The following is a 13,527-nucleotide window of genomic DNA, read 5'->3' as shown; positions in this document are numbered from 1 at the left end:
TTCGTGAGCGCTCCCGCCCGCATCCACAGGGGCGTTTGCATCCCGTCGGCAACGCCCCTATATAGGGTTTGCCGGAAACGGCTATGGCGATAAACGGCTATCGTAATAAACCCATTGGACCCGGGGGCAGTGCCCGGCGCCTCCACCAGAACTCCCCGTCGTGGCGGGCTCACGGGGGCGAAACAGGATCGACAAGGGCGTAAAGGGTAGACTTTCGCTCGGCATGGTACCACCGATATCGGGCCATCCTAATAGTTGCCAACGACAACTATGCTAAGGTTGCTATCGCTGCTTAATGCGGCGCCGGCACCTGAACTAGAAGTCCTCCGGTCCTAGCAGGCCGACAGGCGGGGTTCGCAGGCACCTGGCAACAGAAGCCTGCACTTCCCATTCGCCGAAACGGAACAACCAGCGTACGCCACCGTTGGAATTCGGCGTTTCTCCTTGAATTGCCCCCCCTCGCGCGGCGATGATAGCGGAATGGGGATTCCCCCGAGACTAGGGACTCTGAATGGCCGAAGACCTGATCCGCTATGATATTCTTGCCCAGGAAGCGCTGCGCGGCGTCGTGCGCAAGGTGCTTTCCGAAGTGGCGCGGACTGGTCTGCCCGGCGACCACCACTTCTTCATCTCCTTCGTCACCCGGGCGCCCGGCGTGCGCCTGAGCCAGCGGCTGCTCGAGCAGTACGACAAGGAAATGACCATCGTGCTGCAGAACCAGTTCGATGGCCTCAAGGTCAACGAGACCGGCTTCGAGGTCGGCCTGTCGTTCGATGGCCGTTCCGAAATGCTGGCCATCCCGTTCTCGGCGATCAAGGGCTTCTTCGATCCGTCCGTGCAGTTCGGGCTGCAGTTCGATGTCGAGCGCGTCGAAGGCGACGAAGCCGAAGCGAGCGCAGAACCGGCAGCCGAAGATGCTGCCTCGGAGCCCAGCCCGGCCCCTGCTCCCGAGAGCAAGGGCGAGAAGGTCGTGAGCCTCGACAGCTTCCGCAAGAAGTAGCGGGCGCGGCGCGTGGAGAAGCGCTCGCTGACTATTGCCGGTCACCGCACCAGCATCGCCATCGAGCCGGAGTTCTGGGCCGGGCTCGAAGCCCTGGCCGAGGCCTCGGGCAAATCCATCGCAGCCATGGTTGGCGAGATCGACGAAGCGCGGGAGGTGCAGAACCTCTCCTCGGCGGTGCGGCTGGCCGTGCTCGCGTGGTATCGCGACCGCGCCGGCTAGTTCCCCAGACCGATATCCATCGGCCGGTTGTTGAACTCTTCGAGCGCCTTGCGCAGCTCTTCTTCCTGCCTCGCCTCTTCCTCGGCCGCCTGTTTGGCCGCTGCGTCCTCGGCCGCCTTTCTGGCGGCCTCCTGTTCAGCCTTGAGGCGCGCTTCTTGCTCAGCCTTCAGACGCGCCTCATCGGCAAGTCTCCTGGCCTCGGCCTCTGCTGCGGCCTTTCGGGCAGCCTCCTCGGCCGCCAGGCGCGCCTTCTCGTCGGCTTCGGCCTTGAGCCGTGCCTCTTCCTCGGCGCGCAGCTTTTCAAGGCGCGCGACTTCGGCCTCGAAGGCCTTGACCATGATGGCGTCGACGAGCCCCGACACATCGAAGACGCGCTGCGGCTCGGTCAGCGTCCCGCTGAGCCGTGTCGCGACGCGTGCGGTGCTGGCATCGACCAGCGCCGCAGGCGCCACCGTGGTGGGCGTCAGCGTGTAGTCGCCGGTGATCCCGAGGTCGGGCAGCCGGATCGATCCGCTGCCGAACAGGGCGCCGCCCTCGCCTTCGATCGAGACGTTCGGGCTGCGGAACACGCCGCCGGCCACGGTGAAATTGCCGCCCATGGTCGGGCTGATGAAGGGCCCGTCGTCCAGCCGGTCCTCGATCAGCGCGATGAGCTGCTCGGGCTGCAGTTCGAGCACGTTGGCCACGCCGGTCACGGCGGTCGGCGCCTGCGGATCGAGGCGCTCGACCCTGAGGCTGGTCACGCTGTAGGTCCCCTCGCCCGTCATGGCGCCGAGGATGCCGGCAAGGCTCCCGCCCGTGCCGTCGAAGCGCCCTGCGGCATCGAGCTTGCCGTCGATGGCCGCGGCTACGGCGGGCGGCACGATGTCGTCGAGGGCGACGCCCGCGAGCGAGATGCGGCCCGCGACCTGCTTGTCCGTCAATGCACCGGAGCAGCAGATGGACAGCTCCAGCTCGGCACGCCCCTCGCCGATGGCGGCGCTGGCGTTGCGCAAGCGGGCCGCCTTCGCGTCCCAATCGAGATCGAACCGGAGGTCCGACGCGATCGGCTTGCCGGCGGCGACCAGATCGGTAGCGGTTACGGCGATGCGGCCCGTCGTCGTGCGCGGCGCGTCGCCTGTCGCAAAGGGTCCGTCCGGCCAGATGCCGGTTGCGCCCGGAAGAAGTGCCGCCGGGCCGGTCAAGGTCTTGAGCAGGCTCGCGATATCGAGGGTCCCGAGCTCGAGCTTGCCGGTCACGGCCCGCGCCGTTCCCTTGGCTACGAGGCTGAGGTTGCCCTTGAACGTCTCGTCGCCGGACGTGCCCGTCAGGTCCTCCAGCGTGACGCTGGTGGCCCCTTCGAACGCAACTCTCGCCGACCCCGCCAATGCCGGCAGCGTAATACCCTCGGCGCCCAGCCAGGCCGCGAGCGCGGAAGGCTCGGCCAGCCTGGCCTTGAGCGTGCCCTTGCCGCTGAGGGCGTCGGGATTGGTAACCACCACGTTGCCGGAAAAGCCCAGCGAGTCCCCGCCGCCCTCGACGAGCACGGTCGTCTCGATGCTGTTGGCGGTGTTGCCCTCGAGCACTCCGACCAAGCGGGCCGGCACGCCGTCGGCGAAGAGCGGTGTGTCGCCGAGCCCGATCTGCGTCGTCATCGCGGCCGCATCGGGCGCCTTGAGGTCGAGCTTCAGCTTCACCGGCCCGTTCAGCGCGCGAAGGAAGCCGGCGTCGAGATGGGCCTCCGCCGTGGCATCCGAGGGGCCCAGCTTTCCCGTAACCGAGAGGCTCTGGGCGCCCTCCCCGGTAGGTGCGTCGAGCCGGAGGTTGAGCTCGGCCGGCAGCGACTGCGCGAGGAAGTCCGCCATCGCCGGCGACACCCGGATGGCCTCGTAGAACCTTGCGAGGGCCGGAGCATCGGCCGCAAAAACCGTAACCGAGCCCGAACCCGACATTTCCGGCTTCGCGAACGAACCGAAGGCGGTGCCTTTGGCGGAGAACCGGGCGCCGCCGAGATCTTCGGCCGACACCTCGTCCAGCACCAGGACGCCGCCGTCCCACGTGCCCTTCGCCTTGAGCCCGCGCCCCTCGAGGCCCGAGAGCGACATGGCTTCCGCGCTCAGGTCGAACTCGCCAGCCGGGAACGTGGCAGGGAACTGGGCGTCCGCGCCCAGATCGGGCAGGAGCGCCGCCAGCGCCGCGCTGCGCGCCGGATCAAGCACGCCCAGCTGAGCGTCGATGTGCAGGTCGCGGACGGCGCCGAAGCCGATCTGCGCCGAGAAGGACCGGCTCTCGCCATCGAGCTCGAGGCGGCCGTCGCTGATCGAGAGGGTCTGCCCCACAAGGTCGACCTTGGCGTCGAGGCTGCCCGGCAGGCCGAACAGCGGATTTCCTTCGGCGGGCTTGCGCCACAGCGTGCTCAGCGCATCAAGGCGCCCCGACCTGATGGACAGCGCACCGGTGAACTCGGGAGAGCCGGTCGCGAGACTCACATCGCCGGAGAGCCCCACAATGGTGTCGCCCGGCAGCGTCCCGGAGAAGCGCTCGACGACCCAGCCGCCACCGCGCGCCGTGGCATCGAGCCGGACATTGCGCAGGGAGAAGGCGCGCAGGTTCAGCTCGGCGATATCAACGCCGACTGTCCCCGGCATGGCCGGCGAGGCCGGGAGCGGCAGTTCCTTCAGGAGGCGGATGAGCTCGTAGGGCTCGACGGTCTGCTCGGCGGTTGCGTCGCGCGGCGGCAGCGCCAGCACCCCACCGGATATGACGGCATTGAACGCGGAGTTCTGTCCCAGCGTGACGTCGGCAGCGCCGAGAAGGCGGGTCGCGGCGCGGTTCTCGTCAGGAATGAGCACGTAGTCCGACAGCAGCACGCGGGCCGGTGTCGCCGAGACCTTGCTGGTCATCACGAGGTCGCCCTGCCCGGCGTCCTTTTCCGCCTGCCTGGGGGGCGGCTGCCGGTAGATCATCGAACCGGTGAATGCCAGCGCGGGCCCGGGCGAAACGGTGCCTTCGGCGAGCAAGGAGAACGTCTCGTCGGCCGGCCGCACCGACAGCGACAGCGTCCCGCCGCCCTCGGCACCCAGCTCACCCATGGCGAGGCGCACCGCGTAAGCGGCGCCGTCGAGCGTGCCGGTTCCCTGGAAGCTGAAAGGTCCCTGCAAGGCCTCGAGCTTGAGCTCGCCGGAAATGCCCGTCGCCTCGTAGGTCTCGCCGTTGCGGGCATCCGCGACGCGCACGGCGCCACCACTCACCGAGGCGCTGGCGACCGAGATGTTGCTCTCGATCCGGCGGGTCGGCGCAAGGCCGCCCGCGAACGTGCCGTCGGCGGCGACGTCCAGCGAGACCGTGGGGTTGCCGAGCTGCAGCCGCGTGATGTTGTAGCGGTCGCGCAGGAAGTCGATGAGGGAGAAATCGGCCTCGACGGTCTCGACCGTGAGGTTGGGCGCGTCCACCGGACCGGCGCTGACATCGGCGAACTTGAGCTTGGGCGCAGGCAGCAGCGAGAACGACACGTCGCCGTCGATGCGGACCGGCTCGCCGAGCACCTCGCCCGCGATCACGGCCAGCCGATCGCGATAGTCGTTCCACGGCACGAAGCTGGGCACGACAAAGGCCGCGGCGATGGCGAGGATCGCGATGACCCCAACGATAATGAAGAGCCGGTTTAGCACGGGCCCGGGAATCTCCGCGGAACTAGGCAGAGTTTAGGCAATGGGGTGACAAGCGTCACGCCTCGATCGCCCAATGGGACTCATGATCGTGTTGATTTCGCAACAATCCGCCGGGGATCAGTGATGCTGGACGGCCAGCCACACCGCGGCGCCGATCAGGATGACCCCGGCGATGCGGTTGACGAGGTTGATCCGGTCGTCGCCCAGCGCGGTGCGGGCCTTGGCGGCGAGATAAATGTAGACGCCGTCAGTAATGAGCCCTGCGCCCATCTCGATGAGGCCGAGCCCGATCACCTGTGGCCAGGCCGGATAGGCCGGGTTGACGAACTGCGGCAGGAAGGCGCCGAAGAAGATCAGCGCCTTGGGGTTGCTCCAGAGCACCAGGAAGCCCGCCACCATCTGCTGCAGCGGCGTCCGGGCCGAAACCGGCCGGTCCGTACTGAGGCCGTGGCGGCTGGTGATGTAGCCCCAGCCGAGCCAGACGAGGTAGGCCGCGCCGGCATACTTGATGATGTCGAATGCCGCCGACACGACGCTCGTCACCGCCTCGAGCGCCAGCGCCACGATCAGCACCATGGTGAGGCGGCCGACCTGCACGCCGGCCTCCATCCAGAAGCCGGCGGCCATGCCGCGGGCCAGCGACGTCGAGACCAGCGCCGAAACCGTCACACCGGGGACGATGACGACGACGAACGCGGCGACGATGAAGGAGACGAGTATCGGCAGATCCGGCATGGTGCGGTGGTGCCTAACACCGTTGATGCAATTGAGACAGTCCCCCGGGGATGACACGCCCATCGATTTGACGCTACGAACGGCGGCCACTCGAATTCGGAGCGTTACATGTCCGCCAATTCCGCCTTCACCAAGCTCGATGCGCTGAGCCGCCGACTCGAGGCCATCGAGCACGCCCAGTCCATGCTGGGTGTCGACGAGGCCGTGATGATGCCCGTGGGCGGGGGCGAGAAGCGCGCCGAGACGATGGGCGTGCTCGCCGGCATGTACCACGAGATGGCGACCGGTCCTGAGGTCGGCGACTGGCTGGCGGATGCCGAGGCCGAGCCGCTGGACGAGATGCAGAAGCTCGCCATCCAGGAGTTCCGCCGCGTCCACACCAACATGACCTGCCTCTCGGCCGATTTCGTGCGCAAGCAGGTCAACGCCCGCATCCGCAGCGAGCAGCTGTGGCGCGAGCTGCGCCCAACCGGCGACTGGAAGGCTTTCCTGCCGGCCTTCGAGGGCGTCGTCGCCACCGCGCGCGAGGAAGCGCAGCTGCGCGGCGACGTGCTCGGGCTCTCGCCCTATGACGCGCTGATGGAGCAGTACGATCCCGGCAACCGCGCCGCCGACGTCGCGCCGGTCTTCGCCAACCTCAAGGTGTTCCTCAAGGATTTCATCCCCAAGGCGCTGGCGCGGCAGGAAGAAAAGCTCGCGGCCCGGCCGCTGAAGCCGTTCAACGCGCCCTTCCCGATCGACAAGCAGAAGGCCCTCGGCCTCGTCATGATGGAGGCGGTCGGCTTCGATTTCGACCACGGGCGGCTCGACATCTCGCACCACCCGTTCTGCGGCGGCGTGCCGACCGACATCCGCATGACCACCCGCTACACCGAGGGCGAGTTCATCAGCTCGCTGATGGGCATCATGCACGAGACCGGCCACGGCCTCTACGAGCAGAACCTGCCGCATGAGTGGACGCACTGGCCCGTGGGCCGCGCCCGCGGCATGGCCATGCACGAAAGCCAGAGCCTGTTCGTCGAGAAGGAAATCGCCCGCTCGCCGGAGTTCTGGGAGTGGGCTATGCCCCATATCCGCGAGAAGCTCGGCGACGAAGCCATTGCCGGCTGGGACCTCGAGGATGTGCTCGCGCATGTCCACTTCATCAAGCGCGGCCTGATCCGCGTCGATGCGGACGAAGCGACCTATCCACTGCACGTCATCCTGCGCTTCGAGCTCGAACAGGGGCTGATCGACGGCTCGCTGAAGCCCAAGGACGTTCCCGAAGCCTGGGACGCCAAGATGCGCGAGTACCTGGGTCTCTCCACCATCGACAACATGAAGGACGGCCCCATGCAGGACGTCCACTGGCCGTCGGGCGCCATCGGCTACTTCCCCAGCTACACGCTGGGCGCCATCATCGCGGCGCAGATCTGGCACGCCATCGAGCGCGACCAGCCGAACGCCCGCGAAGACATGCGCAACGGCCGCTTCGTCGGGCTCAACGAATGGCGTCGCGAGAAGATCTGGCAGCAGGCCAGCAAGTACTCCATGCCCGAGCTCATCCAGCGCGCCACGGGCGAGAAGCTGAACTCCAAGCACTTCGAGGAGCACCTGACGCGCCGCTACCTCAGCTGATCGGGAGGAGATCGGCCCATGGCCAAGGACCGGCCATCCGTGCTGCAGCCGCTGCAGCACGGCACGTTCCGCAACATCTGGATCGCCAATCTCGTTTCGAGCTTCGGCGCGCTGATCCAGGGTGTCGGCGCGGCCTGGATGATGACCGCGCTGACCAACTCGGTCGATCTGGTGGCACTGGTCCAGGCCTCCATCTCGCTGCCGATCATGCTGTTCTCGCTGCTGGGCGGAGCCATTGCCGACAACTTCCCGCGCCGCCGGGTGATGCTGATCGCGCAGGCGTTCATGTTCGTCGTCTCGGCGCTGCTGACGCTGACGGCCTGGATGGGGCTGATCACCCCGTGGCTGCTGCTGACCTTCACCTTCCTCATCGGCTGCGGCACGGCCCTCAACAACCCGTCCTGGCAGGCCTCGGTGGGCGATCTCGTGCCGCGCTCGAGCGTAGGCTCGGCGGTGGCGCTCAACTCGATCGGCTTCAACCTCTCGCGTAGCCTCGGCCCGGCCGTGGGCGGCATCATCGTCGCGGTCGCCGGCGCCGCCGCGGCGTTTGCCGTCAACATGCTGAGCTATCTGGGGCTGCTCGCCGTGCTCATCAGCTGGAAGCCGCAGCCTGCGCCTGCGGGATTGCCGCGTGAGGCGGTGGGCGCCGCGATGCTTGCCGGCATCCGCTACATCGCGCTGTCGCCGAACCTAGGCAAGGTGCTGGTGCGCAGCTTCCTCTTCGGCCTCGCCGCAAGCGCGGTGCTGGCGCTGCTGCCGGTGGTATCGCGCCAGATCGAGGGTGCCGGGCCCCTGCTCTACGGCCTGCTGCTGGGCGCCTTCGGCGTCGGTGCGGTGAGCGGCGCGCTGGTCAGCGCACGTCTCGCCGAGCAGTTCAGCAGCGAAGCCATCGTCCGCCTCGCCTTCATCGGCTTTGCCGCCTGCGCCGCGATCACGGCCATCAGCCCCTCGCCCTGGATCATCGGGCTGGCGCTGGCGCTGGGCGGCGCGTGCTGGGTGCTGGCGCTGACGCTGTTCAACATCACCGTCCAGCTTTCGACGCCACGCTGGGTGGTCGGGCGGGCCCTTTCGCTCTACCAGACCGCGACCTTTGCCGGCATGGCTGCAGGCAGCTGGCTCTGGGGTCTTGCCGGCGAGCAGTTCGGTATTTCGAACGCCCTGCTCGCCTCTGCTGCCGCGCTGCTCGTCGGCGCCGCGGTCGGCCTGTTCCTCGCCATCCCGCCGCGGATGATCCTCGACCTCGATCCCGCCAACCGCTGGAAAGAGCCCGAGATATCGCTGCCGATCGAGCCCCGGTCGGGCCCGATCGTGGTCAGCATCGAGTATCGCATCCGGCCGCAGGACGTGCGCGAGTTCCTCAAGGTGATGGCGGAGCGCAAGCGCGTGCGTCTGCGCGACGGCGCGCGGGAATGGACGCTGCGGCGCGACCTCAGCCAGACCGACGTCTGGATCGAGAACTACAAGAGCCCGACCTGGACCGAGTATGCCCGGCACAACCAGCGCCTCACCCACGCCGATGAAGTGATCGGCGACCAGCTCCGCAACCTGCACCAGGGCGCGAGCGTCCCGTGGTCCGGCGCATGATCGAGAGGCCGCCGAACTGGTTCGCCGCCATCGCCGCCAACCGGACGATCGATCCGCCCTGAGGTTGACATCGGGGCGACGATCCCTATGTTCCGGGCTCCCGCAGCACCAACCGGCAGGTCCCCATGGATATCCGCATGACCGATCATTTCGCCCTGATCCGTCACCCGGAGTCCAACCATGCCCGGTTCCATCTCGCTCAAAGCGGCAAGCTACAAGACGCCTAGCGGCGTCGAACTCTTCTCCAATCTCGACCTCGCGTTCGGTCCGCTCCGCACCGGCCTCATCGGCCGGAACGGCGTCGGCAAGAGCACGCTGCTCAAGCTGATCACCGGCGAACTCGCGCCGGCCAGCGGCGAAGTCGCCGTGACCGGCACGATCGGTCTGCTGCGCCAGACGGTGCAGCACGGCGATGCGAGCGTGCGTGTCGGCCTCGGCTGCGCCGATGAGCTCGACCGGCTGGACCGGCTCGAGGCCGGCACCGGCTCGCTCGAGGATGCGACCGACGCCGACTGGACCCTGCCCGCGCGCATCGAGAACGTCCTCGCCGATGTCGGCCTGCCCAGCCTCGACATGCAGCGGCCGGTTTCCTCGCTCAGCGGCGGGCAGCGGACGAGGCTGTCGCTGGCGGCGTTGCTGCTCGAACAGCCCGACATGCTGCTGCTCGACGAGCCGACCAACAACCTCGATGCCGATGGACGCGCCGCGGTGGCCGCGATGCTCAAGGGCTGGCGCGGGGGCGCCATCGTCGTCAGCCACGATCGTGCACTGCTGCGCGAGATGGACCAGATCATCGAGCTCACGACCATCGGCGCCAATGTCTATGGCGGCAACTGGGACCTCTACCGCGAGCGCAAGGCGGCGGAACTGGCGGCGGCCGAGCACGATCTCGCCAATGCCGAGCGCACGCTCGGCGAGATCGATCGCAAGACCCAGGCGATGCGCGAGCGCAAGGCCAGGAAGGACTCGGCCGGCGCAAAGAAGGCGGCCCGCGGCGACATTCCCCGCATCCTGCTGGGCGGAATGAAGAACAATTCCGAGAACACGAGCGGCGAGCAGGCCCGGCTCGGCGAACGCCGCCGCGCCACGGCATCGGTCGCACTGGCCGAGGCCAAGGCCGAGATCGAGGTGCTGCAGCCCATGTCGGTGAAGCTCGAGCCGAGCGGGCTCTCCCGCGGCACCACGGTGCTGCAGCTCGACCGGCTGACGGGCGGGCCCATCCCGGGCCAGCCGATCATCCGCGACCTGGGCCTCAAGGTCACCGGGCCCGAGCGCGTGGCGATCACCGGTCCGAACGGCACCGGCAAGACGACGCTGCTGCGATTGATCACCGGCGACCTCGGGCCGGAGGGCGGCGCCGTGCGCATCACCCCGCGGCATGCCCTGCTCGACCAGCAGGTCGGCATCCTCGATCCCACCGAGACCATCCGCGAGAACTATCTCCGGCTGAACCCCGGCGACAACGAGAACGCCGCCCGCGCCGCCCTCGCCCGCTTCATGTTCCGCTCCGACGCCGCGCTGAAGTCCGTCTGGCAGCTGAGCGGCGGCGAGATGCTGCGCGCCGGCCTCGCCTGCACGATCGGCAGCGGAAGGCCACCGGAGCTGCTGATCCTCGACGAGCCAACCAACCACCTCGACATCCACGCCATCGAAGCGGTCGAGGCCGGCCTCAGGGCCTATGACGGCGCGCTCCTCGTGGTCAGCCACGACCGCGCCTTCCTCGAGGCGATCGGCATCGAACGGGAGCTGGAACTTGGCGGGCCCGGCTTTTCCGATGCTCCGTCATCAGGATAAGCTCGTGGCATGGCGCGCCTCAGCTATGCCTTCGGCCCGTTCACGCTCGATCCCGCCGCAGGCGTGCTGCAGCGGGAGGGCGAGATACTTGCCGTCGGCCAGCGCGCCACGGCCCTGCTCCGCATCCTGATCGAGGCCGAGGGACAGCCGGTGACGAAGGACCGGCTGCTCGCCGAAGCCTGGCCCGGCCTGTTCGTCGAGGAGGCGAACCTGTCGGTGCAGGTCGCGTCGCTGCGCAAGGCTTTGGGCAAGGCGCCCGACGGTGACGAATGGATCGCAACGGTGCCGCGCGTCGGCTATCGCCTTGCCCACCCGGGCCCGGCCTCGCCTCCCGCTACCCAGATCAGGCCTGCCATAGCGGTGCTCCCGTTCGAGAGCCTCTCCGCCGACGCCGCGGACACCTATTTCGCCGACGGCGTGGTGGAGGGCATCACCAGCGCCCTGTCGCGCTTCCGGGGCTTTGCGGTCGTCGCGCGCCATGCCGCCCGGGCCCTGTCGCCCACGGACCTGCCTCGCGCCCGCGACGAACTCGGCGTCCGCTACGTGCTGGCCGGCAGCGTCCGCCGGCAGGGACAGCGCGTGCGGGTTTCTGCCCGTCTCGTCGACACTTCGAGCATGGCGCAGCTCTGGTCCACACATCTCGACGGCAGCCTCGAGGACCTGTTCGCGTTCGAGGATCGGATCACCGAGGAGGTCGTCGGCCTCGTCGAGCCCGAGATTCGCAAGGCCGAGATCGAGCGCGCTCGCAGCAAGCGTCCGGGCAGCCTCGATGCCTACGATCTCTACCTGCGCGCCCTGCCGCTCTTCCGCGGCACGACGCCCGAGACGCGCCGCGAAGCCATCCGCCTGCTCGAGGACGCCGTGGCGCTCGATCCGGGATTCTCGACCGCCATCGCCTATCTCGCCTGGGCCTACGAACGGCAGGACACCTTCGGCTCCGGCATGACGGCCGCCGAACGTGCGCGCGCGCTCGAGCTGGCAGAACGGGCCATCGAGCACGATTCCGACGATGCACTCGTCCTGTCGATCGCCGCGCTGGTCCTGCTCAATGTCGGAGGCCAGCCCGAACGCAGCCTCGCCATGTTCCGCCGCGCCTTCGACGCCAACCCGAACAACGCGACCGTCATCGCCCTCACCGCATTCGCCAATGTCATGGTCGGCGACCTCGCCTTCGGCCGCGAGTGCTTCCTGCGCGGCCTGCGCGTGGCTCCCGGCTCGCTCGAGAACTACGAGACGCTGGTCGGGGTCGGCCTGTCGCACATCCTTGCCGGCGAGTTCGAGCCGGCCGCCGACTGGGCCCTGCGGAGCCTCGCCAGCAATCCCGACTGGCTGGGCGCCTACTGGACGCTCGCCGCCGCCTACGGCCATCTCGGGCGCAGCGACGAAGCCCGTGCGGTGATCGCCCAGTTGCTGCAACGCGCGCCGCACATGCGGCTGGCCGATATCGAGCGGCGCGGCGAGCGGTATGCGGAGCGCTACTCGATCCTGGTCGAGGGCCTCAGGAAGGCCGGCCTGCCCGCCTGATTCTGGAACTCTTTTGGCGCCGCTTTGGGACCCGGCGGCCGACCGATGCCACCCTGCCTCCATCGCACCTGGAGGCAACCATGGCTACCGACCACATCCCCCTCTCCTTCACCCGCTCATCGCGCCCGGGCCTTCGTGCCGCCGCGGGCCGACTGTGGAACGCGCTGCTGGTCTGGCTGTCCGAGCCCGTCGAGGCCGAAGCCGACCCGCTGTCCCACCTCACGCCGCGCGACTGGGCCGATATCCCGGCCCACCATCCCCGGCACGATGGTTGACCGCCCAAAGTATCAGTCGTCCGAATTTATCCGCCCGATTTACAAATACGTGGCGGCGGGCCTATCGTCGCTGCATCTGGCTGGAGGACTTTGGGAAGCCGGACAATCGAGGGGAGGAATCGATGCGCAAGGCGTCGACGATGACTGCTACCCTGCTGGGAGCACTGTTTCTTTCGAGTAGTGCCGCTACTGCCGTCGACATCAAGATCGGCTTCCTGCCGGGCGTGGTGGACCCGTTTTACCAGGTGATGCAGCTCGGCGTGGAAGCCGCTGCCAAGGATCTCGGCATCGAGGTCGTGACCCAGATCCCGCCGACCTGGGGCGTCGAAGCCCAGACGCCGATCCTCGATGCGCTCGTCGCGCGCGGGGACCTCAACTACATCATCACGGCGCCCACCGATAAGGACCAGATGGTCGCCCCGCTGCAGCACGCAGTGGACGCCGGCGTCAAAGTCATCACCGTCGACACGTTCCTCGGCGATGGCGACTATGCCAACGGCCCGGTGACGTTCCCCATCGCCTATATCGGCTCGGACAATGTCGAGGGCGGCCGCATCTCGGCCCGCGGTCTCGCCAAGGCGATCGGCGGCAAGGGCACCGTCTACATCAACTCCACCAACCCGAACGTGAGCTCCGTCGAGGGCCGCGAGCAGGGCTTCAAGGAGGTGATGGCCAACGAGTTCCCGGACATCAAGGTGCTCGGGCCCGACTACAATCTCGATGACCAGAACAAGGCGGCCCAGCAGACCGCGGCTGTCATCGAGCAGAACCCCGATCTCGTCGGCGTGTTCGGCACCAACGTGTTCAGCGCCGGCGGCGCGGGCAACGCGGTGGTCAATGCCGGGCTCGGCGGCGCCGTGCAGGTCGTCGCCTATGACGCGACGCTCGAAGCGATCGAGCTCATGAACAAGGGCGTCGTCAGCCTGGTGCTGGCGCAGAAGCCGTTCGACATGGGCTACATGGCGGTGCAGTTCGCCGCCGCCGATGCCGCGGGCGTCACCAGCCTGCCGCGCCGCGTCGAGACCGGGTTCGCCATCCTCGACAAGGAGAATGTCGCGGATCCGAACTACGCGCGCTTCATCTACAAGACCGGCAACTGACCGGCCCGAAACCTGACCGGCCGGGG

General features: G+C 68.1%; 9 protein-coding genes, 1 other RNA gene and 1 pseudogene. 9 read left to right on the top strand and 2 right to left on the bottom strand.

Annotation, left to right across the window (positions count from 1 at the left end; translation table 11 throughout):
* Nucleotides 1-31 precede the first annotated feature (31 nt).
* The 3 genes from ssrA to PRN20_RS11575 all read left to right on the top strand — a co-directional run bounded on the left by ssrA (nucleotide 32) and on the right by PRN20_RS11575 (nucleotide 1,222).
* Nucleotides 32-385, top strand: a transfer-messenger RNA (tmRNA) gene (gene ssrA, locus PRN20_RS11585).
* A gap of 126 nt (nucleotides 386-511) precedes the next feature.
* Nucleotides 512-1,000 (top strand): SspB family protein, encoded by a 489-nt coding sequence (locus PRN20_RS11580; protein WP_273957510.1) that lies wholly within the window; start codon nucleotides 512-514, stop codon nucleotides 998-1,000.
* A gap of 12 nt (nucleotides 1,001-1,012) precedes the next feature.
* A complete protein-coding gene (locus tag PRN20_RS11575; RefSeq protein WP_273957509.1) occupies nucleotides 1,013-1,222 on the top strand; it encodes a ribbon-helix-helix domain-containing protein in 210 nt (69 codons plus the stop codon).
* Here the strand turns inward: PRN20_RS11575 and PRN20_RS11570 are convergent.
* A complete protein-coding gene (locus PRN20_RS11570; RefSeq protein ID WP_273957508.1) occupies nucleotides 1,219-4,872 on the bottom strand; it encodes an AsmA family protein in 3,654 nt (1,217 codons plus the stop codon). The genes PRN20_RS11575 and PRN20_RS11570 overlap by 4 nt on opposite strands.
* Before the next feature lie 117 nt (nucleotides 4,873-4,989).
* Nucleotides 4,990-5,607 (bottom strand): LysE family translocator, encoded by a 618-nt coding sequence (locus PRN20_RS11565; protein ID WP_273957507.1) that lies wholly within the window; start codon nucleotides 5,605-5,607, stop codon nucleotides 4,990-4,992.
* 108 nt (nucleotides 5,608-5,715) lie between these two features.
* On the opposite strand from PRN20_RS11565, the gene PRN20_RS11560 reads away from it, so the two are divergent.
* The 6 genes and pseudogenes from PRN20_RS11560 (at nucleotide 5,716) to PRN20_RS11535 (ending at nucleotide 13,501) form a co-directional block, all read left to right on the top strand.
* Nucleotides 5,716-7,224 (top strand): carboxypeptidase M32, encoded by a 1,509-nt coding sequence (locus PRN20_RS11560; RefSeq protein WP_273957506.1) that lies wholly within the window; start codon nucleotides 5,716-5,718, stop codon nucleotides 7,222-7,224.
* An 18-nt stretch (nucleotides 7,225-7,242) separates the two neighbouring features.
* Nucleotides 7,243-8,870, top strand: a pseudogene (locus PRN20_RS11555) (MFS transporter).
* 118 nt (nucleotides 8,871-8,988) lie between these two features.
* Nucleotides 8,989-10,602, top strand: a complete 1,614-nt coding sequence (locus PRN20_RS11550; protein ID WP_273957504.1) for an ABC-F family ATP-binding cassette domain-containing protein — start codon at nucleotides 8,989-8,991, stop codon at nucleotides 10,600-10,602.
* A gap of 9 nt (nucleotides 10,603-10,611) precedes the next feature.
* Nucleotides 10,612-12,126 (top strand): winged helix-turn-helix domain-containing protein, encoded by a 1,515-nt coding sequence (locus tag PRN20_RS11545; protein ID WP_273957503.1) that lies wholly within the window; start codon nucleotides 10,612-10,614, stop codon nucleotides 12,124-12,126.
* An 80-nt stretch (nucleotides 12,127-12,206) separates the two neighbouring features.
* Nucleotides 12,207-12,401, top strand: a complete 195-nt coding sequence (locus tag PRN20_RS11540; protein WP_273957502.1) for a hypothetical protein — start codon at nucleotides 12,207-12,209, stop codon at nucleotides 12,399-12,401.
* A 122-nt stretch (nucleotides 12,402-12,523) separates the two neighbouring features.
* The gene (locus PRN20_RS11535; protein WP_273957501.1) at nucleotides 12,524-13,501 is read left to right on the top strand and encodes an ABC transporter substrate-binding protein; all 978 of its coding nucleotides are present in this window, start codon (nucleotides 12,524-12,526) and stop codon (nucleotides 13,499-13,501) included.
* Nucleotides 13,502-13,527 lie beyond the last annotated feature (26 nt).

It is taken from the genome of Devosia sp. ZB163 (genome assembly GCF_028613635.1).
In the GTDB taxonomy this organism is placed as follows: domain Bacteria; phylum Pseudomonadota; class Alphaproteobacteria; order Rhizobiales; family Devosiaceae; genus Devosia_A.
This window is presented reverse-complemented; position numbering and strand designations above follow the sequence as displayed.